At 63.5% G+C, this 18,339-nt stretch carries 15 protein-coding genes and 1 pseudogene; 5 read left to right on the top strand and 11 right to left on the bottom strand.

Going from position 1 to position 18,339, the window contains the following annotated elements:
* Nucleotides 1–41: 41 nt before the first annotated feature.
* On the top strand, nt 42–1,472 hold the full coding sequence (locus VSR72_RS19105; protein ID WP_342953910.1) for an MFS transporter: 1,431 nt from the start codon (nt 42–44) through the stop codon (nt 1,470–1,472).
* Nucleotides 1,473–1,595: 123 nt separating this feature from the next.
* Here the strand turns inward: VSR72_RS19105 and VSR72_RS19100 are convergent, their stop codons facing one another.
* The 10 genes and pseudogenes from VSR72_RS19100 to VSR72_RS19055 form a co-directional block, all read right to left on the bottom strand.
* The gene (locus VSR72_RS19100; protein ID WP_342953967.1) at nt 1,596–2,324 is read right to left on the bottom strand and encodes an amino acid ABC transporter ATP-binding protein; all 729 of its coding nucleotides are present in this window, start codon (nt 2,322–2,324) and stop codon (nt 1,596–1,598) included.
* Nucleotides 2,325–2,456: 132 nt separating this feature from the next.
* Nucleotides 2,457–3,698, bottom strand: coding sequence for an FAD-dependent oxidoreductase (locus VSR72_RS19095; protein ID WP_342953909.1), 1,242 nt, complete (start codon nt 3,696–3,698; stop codon nt 2,457–2,459).
* A gap of 30 nt (nt 3,699–3,728) precedes the next feature.
* Nucleotides 3,729–4,445 (bottom strand): ABC transporter permease subunit, encoded by a 717-nt coding sequence (locus VSR72_RS19090; protein WP_342953908.1) that lies wholly within the window; start codon nt 4,443–4,445, stop codon nt 3,729–3,731.
* Nucleotides 4,442–5,161, bottom strand: a complete 720-nt coding sequence (locus VSR72_RS19085; protein WP_342953907.1) for an ABC transporter permease subunit — start codon at nt 5,159–5,161, stop codon at nt 4,442–4,444. The genes VSR72_RS19090 and VSR72_RS19085 overlap by 4 nt, the downstream gene beginning before the upstream one ends.
* An 82-nt stretch (nt 5,162–5,243) precedes the next feature.
* Nucleotides 5,244–6,002 (bottom strand): transporter substrate-binding domain-containing protein, encoded by a 759-nt coding sequence (locus VSR72_RS19080; protein WP_342953906.1) that lies wholly within the window; start codon nt 6,000–6,002, stop codon nt 5,244–5,246.
* A 23-nt stretch (nt 6,003–6,025) separates the two neighbouring features.
* Nucleotides 6,026–6,901, bottom strand: coding sequence for a MurR/RpiR family transcriptional regulator (locus VSR72_RS19075; RefSeq protein WP_342953905.1), 876 nt, complete (start codon nt 6,899–6,901; stop codon nt 6,026–6,028).
* 440 nt (nt 6,902–7,341) lie between these two features.
* Nucleotides 7,342–7,482 (bottom strand): annotated as a pseudogene (locus tag VSR72_RS19070) (sugar ABC transporter substrate-binding protein); the annotation flags it as partial.
* Between the two features lie 237 nt (nt 7,483–7,719).
* Entirely contained in the window at nt 7,720–9,015 is a 1,296-nt protein-coding gene (locus tag VSR72_RS19065; protein WP_342953904.1) for an aromatic ring-hydroxylating dioxygenase subunit alpha, read from the bottom strand.
* A gap of 56 nt (nt 9,016–9,071) precedes the next feature.
* Nucleotides 9,072–10,223 (bottom strand): porin, encoded by a 1,152-nt coding sequence (locus VSR72_RS19060; protein WP_342953903.1) that lies wholly within the window; start codon nt 10,221–10,223, stop codon nt 9,072–9,074.
* A 24-nt stretch (nt 10,224–10,247) separates the two neighbouring features.
* Nucleotides 10,248–11,693 (bottom strand): cytosine permease, encoded by a 1,446-nt coding sequence (locus VSR72_RS19055; RefSeq protein WP_342953902.1) that lies wholly within the window; start codon nt 11,691–11,693, stop codon nt 10,248–10,250.
* Nucleotides 11,694–12,091: 398 nt separating this feature from the next.
* Here VSR72_RS19055 and VSR72_RS19050 point away from each other — a divergent pair, with 398 nt between their 5' ends.
* The 4 genes from VSR72_RS19050 (at nt 12,092) to VSR72_RS19035 (ending at nt 17,103) form a co-directional block, all read left to right on the top strand.
* The gene (locus VSR72_RS19050) at nt 12,092–13,240 is read left to right on the top strand and encodes a ring-hydroxylating oxygenase subunit alpha (RefSeq protein WP_342953901.1); all 1,149 of its coding nucleotides are present in this window, start codon (nt 12,092–12,094) and stop codon (nt 13,238–13,240) included.
* A 9-nt stretch (nt 13,241–13,249) separates the two neighbouring features.
* Nucleotides 13,250–14,722, top strand: a complete 1,473-nt coding sequence (locus VSR72_RS19045; protein WP_342953900.1) for an NAD-dependent succinate-semialdehyde dehydrogenase — start codon at nt 13,250–13,252, stop codon at nt 14,720–14,722.
* Nucleotides 14,723–14,809: 87 nt separating this feature from the next.
* On the top strand, nt 14,810–15,772 hold the full coding sequence (locus VSR72_RS19040; RefSeq protein WP_342953899.1) for a PDR/VanB family oxidoreductase: 963 nt from the start codon (nt 14,810–14,812) through the stop codon (nt 15,770–15,772).
* 233 nt (nt 15,773–16,005) lie between these two features.
* On the top strand, nt 16,006–17,103 hold the full coding sequence (locus VSR72_RS19035; protein ID WP_342953898.1) for a PAS domain-containing protein: 1,098 nt from the start codon (nt 16,006–16,008) through the stop codon (nt 17,101–17,103).
* A 149-nt stretch (nt 17,104–17,252) separates the two neighbouring features.
* Here VSR72_RS19035 and VSR72_RS19030 read toward each other — a convergent pair whose 3' ends face one another.
* Nucleotides 17,253–18,332, bottom strand: a complete 1,080-nt coding sequence (locus tag VSR72_RS19030) for a tartrate dehydrogenase (protein ID WP_342953897.1) — start codon at nt 18,330–18,332, stop codon at nt 17,253–17,255.
* Between the last annotated feature and the right edge of the window lie 7 nt (nt 18,333–18,339).

Raw genomic sequence — 18,339 nt, 5'->3', positions numbered from 1 at the left:
CACAACCGGACCCGAAGCGGTACCAATCTGGAGGAGACGAGATGAAGCACCCCCATAGCATTGCTGCAACGCCAGGCATCGGCAACGACACGGCCATGCCCAGACAGGCGGTAGCGACCGCTGACCTGTACCGCGCGGCCTGGGCCGCCTCCCTCGGCAGCGCGCTCGAATACTACGACTTCGCGCTTTATAACCTGGCTTCCGCGCTCATTTTCGGACCCCTGTTCTTCCCGTCGAGCGATCCGGTCATCGGGCTGATCGCGAGCTTCGGCGCCTACTTCCTCGGCTTCGCGATCCGGCCTGTAGGCGGCATCGTCTTCGGCACGCTCGGCGACCGCTATGGACGCAAATTCGTCCTCATGGCGACGATCCTGCTGATGGGCATGGCAAGCACGCTGATCGGCCTGCTTCCGACCTACGCCAGCGCCGGCATCTGGGCGCCCGTCCTGCTGGTCGGTTGCCGCTTGTTGCAGGGGCTCGGCGCGGGAGCGGAGCAAGCCGGCGCCGCGGTGCTGATGGCGGAGTACGCGCCTGCGAGACGTCGCGGATACTTCGCCGCCTTGCCATTCATGGGCGTGCTGTTGGGAACGGTGATGGCGGCCGCGATCTACTTTGCGCTGGTACGCGTCGAGGACATTTCGCAAAGCTGGCTCTGGCGCGTGCCGTTTCTGCTGAGCGTCGTCATCATTGCGGTGGCGATCTGGATCCGCCTGAAGCTCAAGGAGTCACCTTCGTTCACGAGACTCGAAGCGCGCAAGCAGGTCAACGACAGCCCGCTGAAACATCTCGTCAAGCACTCGAAGCCAACGCTTCTCAAGGTCATCGGCCTGCGGATGGCCGAGAACGGCGGTTCGTCGATCTATCAGTCGCTCGCCATCAGCTACATGGCGACGGCGACCGGTCTCAAAGGACCGATCGGGCCGGTTGCGCTCCTGCTCGCGGGCGCATCGGGAGCCATCGTCATTCCACTCGCTGGCATGCTGAGCGACCGGTTCGGACGCGTTCCGGTCTACCGCGCCTTCGCCTTTTATCAACTCGTGCTGGCCTTTCCGACCTGGTGGGTGCTGAGTCAGGGCAATGCCGCCGCGAGCATCGCCATGCTCTGCGCCGCGCTGGCCGGTGTCTGGGGCATGTTCGCCACCCAGGGCGCCCTCCTTCCGGAGCTGTTCGGTGCACAACACCGCTACGCTGGCGTCGCAGTGGGCCGCGAAGTCTCTGCCGTGATCGCCGGCGGCGTCGCGCCGCTCATCGGCGCGTCGATCATCGCCTGGGCAACGGCACACTGGGGCGGACCGGAAGGAATGATGCTGGCATGGGTGCCGCTCGCGGCGTACGTGGCGATCCTTAGCCTGATCGGCGTGGTGACCACCTTCTACACACCGGAAACGCGCGGCCGTGACCTCGATGATCTGCGCGACGCTGCGGACGACCCGATCGCGTCGCGTACAGCGAGCGAGCTCCGGCGTTCTTAGCCGATCTCGAGCAGCGATGCCGGGGAGCCTGGAGACAAATCGCCGTATTCAGCCGAAGCCGAAGCCATCGACCGATGGGATCGGCTTGCGGCCTGGGTGTCCTCGCTGTCCGGCAGCGCAATGTCAGTGGCGAATCTGCTGGAGGAACGCCTGCGCCCGCACGCTCTTCGGAGCGTCGAAGAATTCATGCGACGGGCTGTCCTCCACGATCTTCCCGCCTTCGAGAAACAGTACCCGCTCCGCCACCTTGCGTGCGAAGCCCATTTCGTGCGTCACGCACAGCATCGTCATGCCGGTTCGCGCGAGTTCCACCATCGCGTCGAGCACCTCGCCCACCATTTCGGGGTCGAGCGCGGAAGTCGGTTCGTCGAACAGCATGATTTTCGGCTCCATGCACAGCGCCCGCACGATTGCCACGCGCTGCTGCTGGCCACCCGAAAGCTGCGAAGGATATTTGTGCGTGTGTGCCCCAAGGCCGATCTTTTTCAGCAGCGCGTGCGCCCGCTCGGTGGCGTCTGCCCGTGAGAAGCGCCGGACCGAAATCGGCGCAAGCACGCAGTTTTCGAGCACCGTCATGTGCGGGAACAGGTTGAAGTGCTGAAACACCATGCCGACGTCGCGCAACGCCTCGCGTGCTCGCGCACCGTCTTTTTGCAGTGCGCTGCCGCGAATTGCAATCGTGCCGCCGCTGCTGTGCTCAAGCTGGTTGATGCAGCGGATGAGCGTGGACTTTCCCGAACCGGAAGGCCCGCAAATCACGACCCGCTCACCCGCGCGCACGTCGAGGTCGATGCCGTCCAGCACCTTGTGAGCGCCGTAGTATTTTTCGAGGCCGGAGATCTGCACGGCCATTTCGCGCGGCGCGGCGGGCGTCGCGGCCAGTGCCGGCGCCGGCGCCGTTGCGCAGAGAGTGTCGGTGGATAGCATCGGTAGCCCTCGTCGGATTCGATCGTCGATGAAGCGGCGCATGCGGCCGCCTCGCGTTTAACTGAAGCGCGTCACGCTATACGGCGCGGGGTCGGTAAACGGCCTCGCGCCCGTTACGAGGTCGGCAATGAGCCGCCCCGTGACCGGCCCCAGCGTGAGCCCGTGGTGCGCGTGACCGAAGTCGAACCACAGCCCCGGATGACGCGGCGCCGGTCCCACCACCGGGCACATATCGGGCAGGCACGGGCGACGCCCCAGCCACGGCTTGGCGTCGATCGGCTCGCCGAGATCGAACAGCTTGCGCGCGATCGCTTCGGCACGCCGCAACTGCACGCGATTCGCGGGCGCGCCGGGGCGCGCGAATTCGATGCCCGTGGTGAGGCGTATGCCCGCGTTCATCGGCGCGAGCACGTAACCGCCGGTGACGTCGCACAGCGGATGCTGCGGCGTCGCCCCTTCGCGGGCGCGGTAATGCAGGTGATAGCCGCGCTTCACGGCCAGCGGCACGCGGTAGCCGAGCGGCGCATACACATCGGCCGAGTCGGCGCCCATCGCCACCACCACGTCTTTCGCACGCACCACGCCTGCTTGCGTTTGCACGAGCCAGCGCGTGCCGTCACGTTCGAGCGTGCGGGCGTCGCCGCGGACGATGCGCCCGCCATCTCGCTCGAACAATGCGGCATAGCCTTGCACGAGTGCGCCGGGGTCGCGTACCGTCTTCGGGTCCTTCCAGCGCACGCCGCCCGCCGCGGTGCGCTTGAGGCCGGGTTCGAGCGCGCGCAGCGCGTCGGCATCGAGCAGATCGAAGTCGAGTCCATAGCCCGCGAGTGCGCGGGCGTCGCGCTGCCCAGCCGCGAGCGCCTCGCGGTCGCGATAAACCTCGATCCAGCCGCGCGAACCGATCAGCGATTCGAGCTTTGCGCGCGCAACGAGCGCATCGTGCTCCTCGACGCAGCGCTCGACGAGCGGCAGCATTGCGGCCGTCGCCTTCGTGAGGTTCGCCGGGCTCGAATGGCGCCAGTAGCGGAATAGCCAACCCGCGATGCGAGGCAAGAACGACGGCTCATAGCGCACGTCGGGCTCGCCATTGAGCGCGTAGCGCAGCAGGCGCCCCACACCGCGCGGAAAGGCATACGGTATGACACTGGAGCGCTCGATCAGGCCCGCGTTGCCGAAGCTCGTTCCGCTGCCGGGCTCGTTGCGTTCGACGATACAGACACTACGATCGCGCGCCTGAAGTTGCAGCGCAGCCGAAACGCCCACGATACCGGCGCCCAGCACAACAATATCGAAGTCCAAAGAACAGTTCCTCCTGCCGGTCATGCCGCGTCACAGCGGATTCAAATGCCTGCCGAGCCGCCGGTCGATGCGCTTCAATACGCGGCGCAAGCATTCGACGAGTACGAGATAAAGCACCGCCGCCCACAGATAAAACTGAAAATCGAAGGTACGGGAAAAGCCGAGCTTCGCAACGGCCATCAGGTCATAGACGGTCACCAGCGAGGCGATGGCGCTTGCCTTCACGAGCAGGATCAGTTCGTTGCCGAGCGGTCCGAGCGCGATCAGCAGCGATTGCGGCCAGACCACGCGCCAGAACCGCGTGCGGGGGCTCAAGCCGAGCGCCTTGGCGGCTTCATGCTGCCCCACGGAGACCGCCGCGAAGCTGCCGCGAAAGATTTCCGCCTGGTACGCCGCCGTATTCAACGTAAACGCAAGCAATGCGCAATACCACGAGTCGCGAAACAGCCACCAGAGCCCGACCTGCTCCCAGAAGCCGCGCAGCGAGCCCAGCCCGTAATAGAGCAGGAAAAGTTGCGCCAGCAGCGGCGAGCCACGAAACACATAGATGAACGCCGCGCTCGACTGGCGCAGCGCGCCCAGGCTCGACATGCGGGCAAAGCAAAGCAGCAGGCCCAGCGCCATGCCCAGCGTGAACGACATGCCGACCAGCCGCGTGGTGACCCAGACGCCCGAGAGGATTTGCATGCCATAGCGGTCCAGCAGTTCCGGCGCGACGAGTTGCTGCAAAAACGAAATCAGGCTCATACACGTCCTTTCTGGTAGCCGCGACCGAAATGCGATTCGGCGAAGGCGAAAAGGCGCCCCGACAATGCCGAGAAAAGCAGATAAATCGCACAGGCCGCGCCGTAGAACAAAATGGGCTCCTTGGTCTGGCTCACGGCGAGATTGGTCTGGCGCATTACATCGACAAGCGAAATGGTCGAGACGAGCGCGGTGTCCTTGAGCAGCGTGAGCCAGTTGTTCGACAAGCCCGGCAGCGCAATGCGCAGCAACTGCGGCAGCACGATGGAGAAGAAGGTTTTCGCCTTCGAGAGCCCCAGCGCGTGCGCGGCTTCGTATTGGCCTTTATGAATCGACTTGAATGCGCCGAGCCACACCTCGCTCGAAAACGCCGCGAGCACGACGCCGAGCGCGACGAACGCGGCAAAGAACGGATTGATCGACACATCCGCTTCAATTCCTGCCGCCGCAAAGAGCCGCTCGAATGCGATTTCAAGGCCGTAGTAGACGATGAACAGCGTCAGCAATTCCGGCAGGCCGCGAAACACCGTCGAAAACGCATAGGCCGCACCGCGCGCCAGCGCACTGCGAGACCGGCTGCCGATCGCCACGAGCAGCCCGAGCGAAAGACCGAACGGCAAGCAGCACAGCGCGAGCGCGATGGTGACCAGCGCGCCCTGCGCAAGCGAGACACCCCAGCCTCCATGCCCGAATCCAAGCAGCGCGAGTGATTCAAACATCGTTGCGACTCCCAGGCAGTGCGCGAGCGGTGCTTCCGGCGCCGCTCGCGGCAGGTTCAGACCATACGTTTCGGCCTGCTTATCAATAGATGCTCGACTTGAAGTAGTGGCTTGAAATGCGCTGATACGTGCCGTCCGCGATGATGTCCGCAATGGCCTTGTTCAGGCGCTCGCGCAGACCGTTGTCGTCCTTGCGCACGGCAATGGCCACATCGTCGTCGCTGCCCGAGACTTCGCCGAGCAGCTTGCAGCAGTCCTTGCCGTCCTTCGCGAGCCAGTCGATATTCGGGAACTTGTCGTTGACGACCGCATCGAGGCGGCCCGCCACGAGGTCGAGATTGGCGTCGTCCTGCGAGGGATACAGCTTCACGGTGGCCCCGGCCGCGCCGAGGACGTCCTGCGCGTAGGCGCCTTGCGTCGTCGACGACTGCGCGCCCACCACGAGCCCCTTGAAGGAAGCGGGCTTCGTATCGCTCAGCTTCGAGTTCTTCGCCACGCTGATCGCGAGGCGCGTGCGGTAGTAGCGGTTGGTGAACGACACTTTCTGCTGACGCTCTTTTGTCACCACCATCGAAGAAACGATCGCGTCGTACTTCTTCGCCATCAGGCCCGGAATCATGCCGTCCCAGTCCTGCGCGACGAGGGTGCAGTCCGCCTTCATCTTGCCGCAGAGCGCATGGGCGATATCGACGTCGAAGCCATTGAGCTGGCTTTTCGAATCGACGGAATTAAACGGAGGATAGGCGCCCTCGATCGCAATCTTGACCGACTCGGCATGAGCGGCGCCGTACGCCGCACAAAACATCAGGACTGCCAAAGTTGACCCGAACAGACGTTTCATGGTGTGGCTCCTTGCGTTGGTGGTTAGTTTGACGACTGATTCGAAGAGGCGTAGCCGACGAATTCGCTGTGCAACGCACCGATCGCCTGAAGCCGACGCTCGACGTCCGCGCCCAGATGCTTGAACACGTCGTTGATCAGCAGATGCACGAGCGAAAGCATCGAAGCGGTGGACTCCCAGAACAGGTCCACTTCGGTCTGTACACGAAAGACTTCGTCGGCATGCTGGTCGGCCCAGTCGCAGAAGTTGTCGGTCACGAGACTCACGGGAATGCCGGCTTCCTTTGCCCGCTCGCACAGCATCAGCGCGTGCCGCGAATAGCGGCGTGCTTCGAATACGATCAGCGCGGTGTCTTTCGGCCGGCTCAGCAATACGTCGCTGAAGTTTCCGGCACTGCCGTCGACGAGTTGCACACCGTCGCGCAGGTACTGCAGCAGGTGCACGAACGTCATCGCAATGCCCCGCTCCGTCTGGAACCCCGCCGCATAGACGCGCGGCACCTTCGCAAGCCGCTCGGAAAGGCGCTTCCACGAAGGCTTCAACGCATGCTCATGCACTTGCACGAGCGCGGCGATTTCCTTTTGCAGACCGCGCGACGGACCCTCGCCGTCGTCGGGCGCGCGCCCGAGGAATTCCTTCAGGCGGTCGCCCATCAGCCACGGCCCATCGCCGAGATCGGCCTGCAGGTCGTTCTTGAGCGCCTTGAAGTGCGCATAACCAATCGAGCGGCAATACCGGCCTATCGTGGACTCGCTCAGCTCGAGCTTCTCCGCGATCATGGCCGACGTTTCGAACGGCAGGTTCTGCAGATTCGCGAGCATGTACGCCGCGATCGTGCGCGACGAGGCGGTGGACGACGACAGGCTTTCCTGCAACCGCTGTTTGACGGTCTGCTTCATGATCACCTCCATGGGAAGCGAGATTAAGATATTTCTGTCATTCAGACAATCGTTGCAAAAAAACTTTCATCGCGAGGCGTGGCATATCCGCCTGCGAAGCCGCAACAGGCCGAAACGATTGGCAAAGTAAGTAAAAACCCTTGGGAGCGGCGCTCTGAGCGCCTTGGCCGCGTTGGCGGGAATTCGCGTGACGGAGACCGCGCCAGAGCAAGGGCGGGAATCGGGTGTGCGAATGTCACTGAAGGAAGTCTGCACGGACTGTGCGCCCGATCTTGCAGCACGACTAGTGCACAGGGGAAAGGAGAATCGACATAGGGAAAGGTCGGCGCGCGAAGAGAGGCGCCTGGAAGAAAGCCCCGCCGCGAAACGGAACCAGGAATCAGCCAGATCGAAAGAAGCGCAAGGAATATCCTTGCGCCCCGCATCGGATCGAATTGCGGTTACTGATCGACGGGAATCCAGGCCATCATCGCCGCGTCGCTCGCACGGAACGCCGGGAATTTCGCTCCCAGCTCCGCGATGGTGTGGATATCGTTCTTCACGAGATCGTCGCGCGTGACGAGTGCGGGTTGACGCGCTGCCGTTGTCCTTGACGGCCTGTGCGAGCAGCAGCGAAGCGAGGTCATGGTCGCTCTGCTCGATTTGCGCAACCTTAGGATTGGCCATCGCGCCCAAGCGCAGTATTCAAGCCGGCGAGGCCGCCGCCAGCAATACAGACCTGTGCATCTTCGTTGCCAGTCAGTTGCGGGTAGGGACGGCGAGAAACAGTGGATTCGCAGTCATTGTTCATGCGATTACAGCTTGGCAACGTACGAAATTTAGAGCACGGCGCCGGAAGGTACGCGAGAAAGCGCAGCCTCAAGCCTCGGCCAACGCGAGCGGGACACCCCCCCTGTGTGACGGCGCCCCTCCACATACTCCGCCAGCTTACCCGCATACCAGTTGGTGAAGTTGGTCAGCATGAACTCCGAAGGCGCATACGGTCCGGGCGCATACGCCTTCGAGTTCACCCCGCGCTGATTGTGCGCCACGAGCGTGGCGTCCTGTGCGTTCGTTGCGCGCCATACCTGTGTGAGCGTCTCCACATCGTAGTCCATGCCCTCCACGGCATCCTCGTGGACGAGCCAGGTCGTCTTGAGCGCCGTCTGCGTGGCCGACAAGGGCAGCACCCGGAAATGGATGATATGGTCCGAGAGGAAGTGATTCCAGTTGTTCGGAACCCTGAACATCCGCACCGAACCGAGATCGGTCTCGGTCAGGTCGCCCAACAGTTTCTTGCATGCCGGGCGCCCGTCGGCGGTGAACGATACCGCTCCGCGATGGAACGGCAAACGGATGCAGCGGAACTCCGTCCCACCGTCTACGGGCAAATGCGGCAACGAGAGGCGGTCCCACAGCGCCGTCTTTTCCTGCATCAAGAGCTGGAAATCGCGGTTGGCCCGCGGGTCGTCCGGCAGCGCGAATTCAATCAGCGTGGCCAGCAGTTCCGGGTGATTCCCCACGCAGTGATAGCACTCGCGATTGTTCTCGATCACGAGCTTCCAGTTTGCGTCTTCCACGATTGTCATGGAAAGTGCGACCTTGCAGCGATCCGGCCGGTGCGGTGCGATATACGGCGCGACCGCCGCCTTGAAGCGTGAAATATCGGGCGGCGTGTCGGCGATGCAGACATAGACCATCCCGCAGATCACCTCGAGATGAACCCGGCGCAGGCCGTGCTCGGCGCGGTCGAAGCCGGAGGGCATCTGACGCGCGCTTCGCAGGCTGCCGTCCAGTTCATAGACCCACTGATGGTATGGACAGACCAGCCGCTTTGCGTGCCCCGCCGGTTCCGTGCAGAGAACCGAGCCGCGATGGCGGCAGGTGTTGAAGAACGCGCCGACCTCCCCGCCCTTCCCGCGCAGCACCACCACCGAAGTCTTGCCGACATCGAGCGTGACATAGTCACCCTCGCGCGGGATCTCAGCCACACTGCACGCGAACAGCCACTCGTTCGAGAAAACCGCCTCGATGTCGAGTTCGTGCATCGCGGGGTCGGTGTAGAAGTCCCCGGCGAGGCTATAGCCTTCGCGCCGCGTCTCGAGCAGCGAACGAACATGGGCAAAATCGATCACGTCAAAGACTCCTTCTCAGTCGGATTCCACGAGTTCGGGGGTTGCACGAAGTTTCATCAGAACGAGTGGCGCATGCCGATGCGCACGTCGGCCTGCGTGGTCGTGGAAGACGGCGTGAAGCTATAGCCGATCACCGCATCCACGCCTTGCGACGCCTTCAGCCAGTCGCCCGAGATATACACGTCCGTGCGCTTCGAAAGCAGGTAGTGCATCCCCGCCGACAGCTGATTCCAGTGGTGGCCGTCGAAGTGCGTGTACTGGTAGCCGCCCACGAGACTTGCCGCGGGCGTGATCTGCCAGTTCGCGCCGCCCTCGGCGACCTGCATGTGCTCACTCTCGCCGAACGCCTTGATCTGCGTGTACGTGAAAGCGCCCATCAGCGTGACCTTGCCGAGTGCATAGCTCGCGCCGACGCCGAAAGCGCCCTGCTTGTCCACAGGGAAAGGCGTATCTGCATAGAGCGAAGTGACCGCGCCCGTGGCGGGATCGACGCTCACGGTCGGCCTGCCGAAGAACGTGCGCACGCCGATCATGTTGTACGGGTCGAACGCATAGATGCCAGACGGGTTGTTCAACTGCGTATAAGCCGTGCCCATTGCGAACGCGCCGTGCTGATACTGCGCGCCCACGCTCCACGCGCTGCCCGTGTGGAAGTCGCCCGGCGTATTGCTGAACGAGTACATACCGCCAAACTGGAAGCCGCCGTAAGTGTTCGACATGAACTTCACGGCGTTCGGCAGATGGTCGCCGTTCATGCGGTCGAAGTCGCCCTGATTGATCGCGTAGCCGCTTGCCCACGCTGACACGTTGTACAGGTAGACAAACTCCTTCGTCATGTCGATCTGGTTGCCGAAAGTGAGCGTACCCCAATCACTTTGCAGACCTACGTAAGCCTGGCGGCCAAAAAGCGACCCGCCGTTCGAGATCTGCCCGTTACCCAGGTGAAAGCCGCTTTCCAGCTTGAAGACGGCCTTCATCCCTCCGCCCAGGTCTTCGGTGCCCGAGAGGCCCCAGCGGTTCGCATACGAAACGCCGTCGTCGAACTTCACCTGATAAGAGCCGCCAGCATTGCTCACGTACGTGACGCCCGCGTCGAGCACGCCGTAGAACGTGACGCTGCTTTGCGCACGGGCCGGCATCGCAAGCGTAGCGAACGCGAGCGCAGCCGCGTGCAGTGCGGCAAGCCGCATTGTGTTCATCGATTTCATATTGGAGTCGTTGGAGCGGCGGAATCAATTCAGGCCACGGTCAGCTTCGCGCACGAGCTGACGTTCTTTTTCGATGTCGAGCGAGCGGCAGGCCCACAGATAGACCAGCGCGGCGACAGGCAGGCCCACGAGCATCGCGATGTCGGTGCCGCCAAGCGCACGGGCCACAGGTCCGCTGTAAAGCTCCGTCTTGAAGAACGGAATCATCGCCACGAAGCCCACCGCATAGGCGGTCAGGCCGCGCCAGTTCCAGCGCCCGTAAATGCCACGCGGGTTGAAGATCTCGCGCACCGAGTAATGCGAGTGGCGCACGATGAAGAAGTCGACGAGGTTGATCGCGGTCCACGGCGTGAACAGATAGCCGAGGATGCCGAGGAAGTCGCCGAACTTGCCCATGAAATTGTCCGACGCCGAAAACGCGAGCGACGTCGCCACGATGGCCACCACGACGAGGCTCACCACGCGCTTGGTCGCGTTCGACTTGAGCGGCTTGAACGAGTCGGTGATGCTGAGCAGCGTGAGCGAGGCGCCATAGAAGTTCAAGCCGGTAATGGCGAGCAGTCCCAGCAGCGAAAGCAGCAGCGTGACCGTGCCGAAGCCGGGAAAGATCATGTCGCCCGCGCGCTGGACCGCATCCGAGATCTCGATCTGCGCGTTGAGCGCCGCCGCCGCGGTGCCCACCAGCATCATCCAGACGCCGCCGATGAACGCGCCGAGGAAGGTCCACCAGAAGGTGGCGCGCACGCCCGTATTAGGCGGAAGATATCGCGAGTAGTCCGAAACGTAGATCGACCACGAAAGCTGGTAGGCCGCCGCCGAGAAGAGCTGCACGAGGAACGGCGTGGTCTTGAAGCCGGCGAGGCTCAGTTGGCCTGCGGGGAACTGCACCTTCACGCACATGCCGATGCTGAAGATCGTGAGCGCGGCGAGCAGCGCGAGTGCGAGCCAGCGTTGCGCCTTGTGGATCAGGTCATAGCCGAATACCGCGAGCGCGACCGAGATCACCGTGAAGACGATGTAGCTCAGATGCGGTTCGGTGCCAAGCAGATGATGTGCGGTCTGCCCCGCCATGAGCTGGTTGAACGAGTTGTAGCCGATATAGGTGACGAGCGCGACCACCCACACGAGCAACGCGCCCATGTAGCCGAACTGCGGGCGCGACTGGATCATCTGCGGCAGCCCGAGCTGCGGCCCCTGGCTCGAATGGAACGCCATGAAGAAGGTGCCGAGCACGTTGCCGAGCACGATGGCGATCGCGCTCCACAGCAGGTTGCCGCCCATGCTGATGCCGATCGCACCGGCCGCGATGGTCGCGAGGTTGGCGTCGCCCGTGAACCATACGGGCCACAGGTGCCAGGCCTTTCCCTTGCGTTCGGCGAGCGGCACGTAGTCGATCGAGCGTGATTCGATCCGCGATTTGGCGCGCGCGGGCTCGTTGGCCAGCGCTTCGGCAATTGCCTCTTGGGACATGTCTCCTCCAGTTGTGGGGTGGCTCAAGCGGTCCCGCACGACGCGGCTCCGCTTGCCACGCCGGTCCCGATACCAGAGGTTCCAGTTTCCGGACACGACGCGGTTATCCTACGGTTAACGCAAAACTATCAGTTAACAATAGTACGCACCCTGGAGGGTTTCGTCTCACTATCGCATCCTCCTATTGACGCCCACGAAGAAATCGATTTGCTTTGCCGCGCGTCAATTCACATTGATTTCTAACAAAAAGAATACGCGCTTCGCATCAATGCAGCACACCCTCTTCCTCGCGTCGAGGGATAACCCTGATCCACCGCCGCCGAGTTTTCTCTTATATTTCTGTTAACCCATAGTTTTGTTGTAACTGTTAGTTAACCAACTCCAGTGCGGCGGACCCCATGACCTATCTCCCGATCGAATTCCACAAGAAACCCGAACTCCCCCAACTGCCGGCCGACTTCTGCGCCAACCCGGAACTCGCCTGGACCATTCCGGCGAGCTACTACACCGCCGAAGCGGTCTACAAGGCAGAGGAAAAGAAGATCTTCGAAAACACGTGGATCTGCGTCGCGCACCGCAGCGAGCTGGTCGAAGCTAACGCCTACATCACGCGCGAAGTGGTGGGCGAAAGCATTCTCCTCGTGCGCGGCAAGGACAAGGTGCTGCGCGCGTTCTACAACGTCTGCCCGCACCGCGGCCACCAGCTGCTCGAAGGCAGCGGCAAGGCGAAGAACGTCATCACATGCCCGTATCACGCCTGGGCGTTCAAGCTCGACGGCGCGCTCGCGCACGCCAACAACTGCGACCACGTGGAGTCGTTCGACAAGGAAAATTCGACGCTCGTGCCGGTGCGCGTGGAGGAGTACGCGGGTTTCGTGTTCATCAACCTGAACCCGGACGCGCAAGGCGTGGAAGCCCAGTTGCCCGGCCTCGAAGCGAGCCTGCGCAAGGCGTGCCCCGTGATCGACGACCTCAAGCTGGCCGCGCGCTTCGTGACCGAAACGCCCGCCAACTGGAAGTCGATCGTCGATAACTACCTGGAGTGCTACCACTGTGGCCCGGCTCACCCCGGCTTCTCGGACTCCGTGAAGATCGATCAGTACACGCACACGCTGAACGGCAACTGGACGGTGCAGTTCGGTCATGCGCAGTCGTCGGAACGCTCGTTCAAGCTCGACCCTTCAGTGAAAGACCCGAGCTTCAGCGGCTACTGGGCGTGGCCGTGCACGATGTTCAACGTGCCGCCGGGCAGCGACTTCATGACGGTCATCTATGAATTCCCGATGAGCGCCGAAGTCACGCTCCAGCACTACGACATCTACTTCCTGAACGACGAACCGACCGAAGAGCAGCAAAAACTGATCGAGTGGTATCGCACGGTGTTCCGTCCGGAAGACCTGCGCCTCGTGGAGAGCGTGCAGAAGGGCCTGAAGTCGCGCGGCTATCGCGGCCAGGGCCGCATCATGGTCGACAAGGCACGCAGCGGCGTCAGCGAGCACGGCATCGCGCACTTCCACAACCTGCTTGCGCAGCAGTACCAGGACTAAGAGGCACGCATGACTTCCCTTCAACATCCCGGCCTGCTGCGTGAGCGGGCCTATATCGACGGCCAGTGGCGCGACGCCGACGACGGCGCCACGCTCGACGTTCTCAACCCCTCCACGGGCGAGCGCATCGCGAGCGCGCCGAACATGGGCGCGAACGAAGCGCGTGCGGCCATCGAGGCCGCGCACCGAGCCTTTCCGGCATGGCGCGCCACGACCGCGAAAGAACGCGCGCGCCTGTTGCGCAACTGGTTCGAGCTCATCATGGCGAATCAGGAAGCGCTCGCTGAAATCATGACGCGCGAGCAAGGCAAGCCGCTCGCGGAAGCGCGCGGCGAAATTGCCTACGCGGCCTCGTTCATCGAATGGTTCGGCGAGCAGGCCAAGCGCATCGACGGCGACGTGATCCCGAGCCCGAACCCGGACCAGCGCCTCGTCGTGACGAAGGAGCCGGTGGGCGTGTGTGCCGCCATCACGCCGTGGAATTTCCCCGCCGCGATGATCACCCGCAAGGCCGCGCCCGCGCTCGCCGCTGGTTGCACCATCGTCATCAAGCCCGCCAACGAGACGCCGCTCTCCGCGTTCGCGCTCGCCGCGCTCGCCGAAGAGGCCGGCATCCCGGCCGGCGTCATCAACATCGTGACGGGCAAGTCGCGCGAGATCGGCCTCGAGATGACGGCGAGCCCGCTCGTCAAGAAGCTCACGTTCACGGGCTCGACCGAAGTGGGTCGCCTCCTGATGCGCCAGTGCTCGGATACCGTCAAGAAGGTGTCGCTCGAACTCGGCGGCAACGCCCCGTTCATCGTGTTCGACGACGCGGACCTCGACGCCGCGATCGAAGGCGCCCTGGTCTCGAAGTACCGCAACGCGGGGCAGACCTGCGTCTGCGCGAACCGCTTCTATGTGCACGACACGGTCTACGACGAGTTCTGCCGGCGCTTTGCGGCGCGCGTGGCTGCCTTCAAGGTAGACGACGGTTTTGCCGAAGGCGTCAACGTCGGGCCACTCATCACCGAAGCGGCGCGCGACAAGGTCGATGCTCTTGTGCGCGACGCCGTGGCGCAAGGCGCACGCGTGGTCACGGGCGGTGCGTCGCACGAACGCGGCGGCAACTTCTACGCGCCCACCGTGCTCGCGGACGCGAAGCCTGGCATGGCCGTGCTCTCCGAAGAGATCTTCGGACCGGTTGCGCCCATCGTGCGCTTCACGAGTGACGCCGAAGTCGTGCAGCTCGCGAACGATTCGATCTACGGGCTCGCCGCGTACTTCTACAGCCGCGACATCGGCCGCATCTGGCGCGTGGCCGAGCAACTGGAATACGGCATCGTCGGCATCAACACGGGCCTGATCTCCAATGAGGTCGCGCCGTTCGGCGGCGTCAAGCAGTCGGGCATCGGTCGCGAGGGCTCGAAGTACGGCATTGAGGACTATCTGTCGATCAAGTACCTGTGCATGGCGGGCTTGAACAGTCAAAGCGGGCGCTAAGCCACTAAGCCGCGCGCTGCGCTATGGGCGGATGCGGGCCCTGCCGTATCCGCTCTTTTTCCGGATTCAGAAGTCAAGGAAGTCAACATGAACGCCCGCGAATCGATCACTGTCGACGTCGTCGCCGTCGAGCAGCTCACTCCGCTCATCAAGCGCTTCACGCTCGCGCTGCCCGACGGCGCACCGATGCCGTCATTCAGCGGCGGCGCCCACGTGCTCGTCTCGATGCAGGACGGCGAGCGGTGGCACCACAACGCGTATTCGCTCCTGAGCTCGCCGCACGACACTCGCCAGTATCAGATCGCCGTGCGCCGCGAAGAGGCCTCGCGCGGCGGCTCCGCCTTCATGCACGACAAGGTCGCGGTGGGCACGCGGCTCGCCATCGGCTCGCCCGCAAACCTGTTCGAACTGGCGAAGAATGCGAAGCGGCACGTGTTCATTGCGGGCGGCATCGGCATCACGCCGTTCCTCGCGCAACTGGCCGAGCATCGCCCCGAGGATCTCGCACTGGAACTGCACTATGCGTACCGCAGCCCCGAGCACGGCGCTTTCGTCGACGAACTCAAGGCCGGGCCTCATGCGGCCAACGTGCACTGCTATGTCGATAGCGAAGGCCAAAAGCTCGATCTCTTCAAGCTCTTCCACAATCTGCCCGGCGACGCGCATGTCTACGTCTGCGGCCCGCAAGGTCTCAACGACGCGGTCTATGCAAACGCAGCGTTGCTCGGCTGGCCGAAGGCGCAGCTGCACTCCGAGCAGTTCGCCGCGACGGACACCGGCGGCAAGGCGTTCACCGTGGTGCTGGCCAGGTCCGGTATCGAACTCGAAGTGGGCGAGGACGAAACCATCCTCAAGGCCATCGAGCGCGCCGGTGTGACGGTGGAGTCGCTGTGCCGCGAGGGCGTGTGCGGTACCTGCGAAGTGCCCATCCTCGAAGGCGAGGCCGATCACCGCGACCAATACCTGGACGATGATGAGAAGGCGGCGCAGAAGACCATTTTGTTGTGCGTGTCGCGCTCGCGCACGCCGCGCCTCGTGATCGACCTCTAGGCCGGGCTCACACGCGGCGGCCTTTACGGGCCGATCCCCGGAACGGCCGTTGCGCCGATCCGTTAAACTAGCGGGAGATAAGCGGCCGGACGCGGCAGGTGGAAGAATCGTCCGGGCCGCGCGCCCCACCCATCACCGGCGGCATATGCCCGGCCCGATTGGCGGCCTCGGGGCGTATGCCGCCCTTTTCGCTTGTTCCTTTCGACCGCGCGATTCGTCATAGAGGGAATTGGATGTCCGAGGATACGTTCGCGTTCCGTCTGAAAGTGCTGCTCGAGCACAAGAAGCTGAGCCTGCAGCAAGTGGCCGACGCCGTCGGCATTTCCCGCACCGCCGTGCACAAGTGGACGCGCGGCGGCGAGATCGACTATTCGAACCTGCGCCGCCTCGCGGCGTTCCTTGACGTGAACTGGATCTGGCTTCGCTATGGCGACGAAGCCGTGAAAGACCTCGGCATCGCGGGCAATACCGAGCTGCCCATGACCGACCTGCGCCGGCGCTACACCGCCGAGATCATGTCGAACGAGGCGCGCATGAAACAGGCCCAGGAATTGTCGGGCATCGTCACGTGGGAATGGAATCTCGTGGCCGACGAGCTCATCTATTCGAGCAACTGCGCACAAGTCTACGGTCGCGAGATCCACAGCAACGAAGAGTTCTGGGAGATCCTGCACCCCGAGGACTCGATCTGGCTGAATGACGAGGCGTTGAAAGAACTCGTGGCGAGCAAGGCGCCGCGTGTATGGGACTTTCGCATCATCTTGCCCGACGGGCGCATTCGCTGGATCGAATCGCGCGTTGCCACGCTGCTCGACGACGCGGGACGTCCGTTGCGCGTGGTCGGCACGACGATCGACATCAGCGCGCGCAAGGAAGCGGAGTCCGCAACGCAACGGCGCCTGCAATTGCTCAACGACGCCGCGCGCATTGCCGGCTTCGGCGCATGGCGCTGGCTGCGCGCGCAAGACGAACTGATCGTCTCGGACGAGTGGTGCCGCCTGTTCGGTGTCGATACGGGACAAGCGCCGCGCCATTATGTCGAGCTTACGCAGCGCATTCATCCGGACGACCGCGCGGCGCGCGAAGCGGCCGTGAGCGATGCGCTCGCGCACCGCACAGAGTACCGCGTGCTCTATCGCGCTACGCTGCCCGACGATACGTGGCGTCTGGTGGTGGAGCAAGGCTACGCGCGGGTGGCCCCGCATGGCGAGGACGTGTGGCTCACGGCGCTGTGCCGCGCAGCGCAACCCGCCGACATGGCGGCGGGCGCGGCCGTGGGGGCGCAGCCGCCCGCCGAAGAAGGCGCGGCCAAAGGAGCCGCACAGCACTGAACGCGGAGCAGCGCGCAACCGCATATGGCCTGGCCTCCGGCACGCATGCTTACGCCGTGCCGTTCGGCACCTGCGGACGCTGGACTGTGCGGACGGTTTGTGAGAAGTACCAAGGTGTCCCGACGGGACACCCTCAACACGCTTTCCAGTTAAAGCACAGCGGCGACTGCCTTCCCAACGTCCGTCGTGTTCGCCGTGCCGCCCATGTCGGGCGTGCGCGGGCCTTCCACGAGCACCTTCTCGATGGCCTGCATGATCGCGTCGTGCGCGGCCTTGTATTGCGCGTCGCCGTTGCCGAGGAAGTCGAGCATCATCGCACCCGACCAGATCATCGCGATGGGGTTGGCGATCTTCTTGCCAAAGATGTCGGGCGCGGAGCCGTGCACCGGCTCGAAGAGCGACGGAAACTTGCGCTCGGGATTCAGGTTCGCCGAAGCCGCCAGGCCGATCGTGCCCGTGCACGCGGGACCGAGGTCCGAAAGAATGTCGCCGAAAAGGTTGGAGGCCACGACCACGTCGAAGCGGTCCGGCTGCAGCACGAAGCGCGCACAAAGAATATCGATGTGCTGCTTGTCCCACTTCACGTCGGGATACGCCTCGCCCATCGCGGCCACGCGCTCGTCCCAGTACGGCATGCTGATCGAAATGCCGTTGGACTTCGTGGCCGCCGTGAGCTTCTTGCGCCCGCGCTGGTTCGCGAGTTCGAACGCGTACTTGAGGATGCGGTCCACACCGTGACGCGTGAACACCGACTCCTGCAGCACGAACTCGCGCTCGGTGCCTTCGAACATCTTGCCGCCCACCGAGCTGTACTCGCCCTCGGTGTTCTCGCGCACCACGAGAAAGTCGATGTCGCCGGGCTTGCGGTTGGCGAGCGGACACGGCACGCCGGGCAACAAACGCACCGGCCGCAGGTTCACGTACTGGTCGAACTCGCGGCGGAACTTCAGCAACGAGCCCCACAGGGAGATGTGATCGGGCACCTTGTCGGGCCAGCCGACCGCGCCGAAGTAGATCGCATCGAAACCCTTGAGCGTGGCGAACCAGTCGTCGGGCATCATCTTGCCGTGCTGCAGGTAGTAGTCGCAGCTCGCCCAGTCGAAATGCGTGAATTCGAGGTTCAAACCAAACTGCCTGGCCGCGGCTTCCACCACGCGCACGCCCTCGGGCATCACTTCCTGGCCAATGCCGTCGCCGGCAATGGCGGCGATTCTGAATGTCTTGCGCATGTCTCGT

This window comes from Paraburkholderia sp. JHI869, assembly GCF_038900775.1.
Taxonomy (GTDB): Bacteria; Pseudomonadota; Gammaproteobacteria; order Burkholderiales; family Burkholderiaceae; genus Paraburkholderia.
The sequence above is the reverse complement of the archived record's forward strand: the minus strand, read 5'-3'. Positions and strand labels throughout refer to the sequence as shown.

Bases quoted from the DNA above. Each gene is read 5' to 3' on its own strand.
- VSR72_RS19105 (WP_342953910.1), top strand. From the start codon at position 42: ATGAAGCACCCCCATAGCATTGCTGCAACGCCAGGCATCGGCAACGAC.
- VSR72_RS19100 (WP_342953967.1), bottom strand. From the start codon at position 2,324: ATGGCCGTGCAGATCTCCGGCCTCGAAAAATACTACGGCGCTCACAAG.
- VSR72_RS19090 (WP_342953908.1), bottom strand. From the start codon at position 4,445: ATGAGCCTGATTTCGTTTTTGCAGCAACTCGTCGCGCCGGAACTGCTG.
- VSR72_RS19085 (WP_342953907.1), bottom strand. From the start codon at position 5,161: ATGTTTGAATCACTCGCGCTGCTTGGATTCGGGCATGGAGGCTGGGGT.
- VSR72_RS19080 (WP_342953906.1), bottom strand. From the start codon at position 6,002: ATGAAACGTCTGTTCGGGTCAACTTTGGCAGTCCTGATGTTTTGTGCG.
- VSR72_RS19075 (WP_342953905.1), bottom strand. From the start codon at position 6,901: ATGAAGCAGACCGTCAAACAGCGGTTGCAGGAAAGCCTGTCGTCGTCC.
- VSR72_RS19060 (WP_342953903.1), bottom strand. From the start codon at position 10,223: ATGAAATCGATGAACACAATGCGGCTTGCCGCACTGCACGCGGCTGCG.
- VSR72_RS19055 (WP_342953902.1), bottom strand. From the start codon at position 11,693: ATGTCCCAAGAGGCAATTGCCGAAGCGCTGGCCAACGAGCCCGCGCGC.
- VSR72_RS19050 (WP_342953901.1), top strand. From the start codon at position 12,092: ATGACCTATCTCCCGATCGAATTCCACAAGAAACCCGAACTCCCCCAA.
- VSR72_RS19045 (WP_342953900.1), top strand. From the start codon at position 13,250: ATGACTTCCCTTCAACATCCCGGCCTGCTGCGTGAGCGGGCCTATATC.
- VSR72_RS19040 (WP_342953899.1), top strand. From the start codon at position 14,810: ATGAACGCCCGCGAATCGATCACTGTCGACGTCGTCGCCGTCGAGCAG.
- VSR72_RS19035 (WP_342953898.1), top strand. From the start codon at position 16,006: ATGTCCGAGGATACGTTCGCGTTCCGTCTGAAAGTGCTGCTCGAGCAC.
- VSR72_RS19030 (WP_342953897.1), bottom strand. From the start codon at position 18,332: ATGCGCAAGACATTCAGAATCGCCGCCATTGCCGGCGACGGCATTGGC.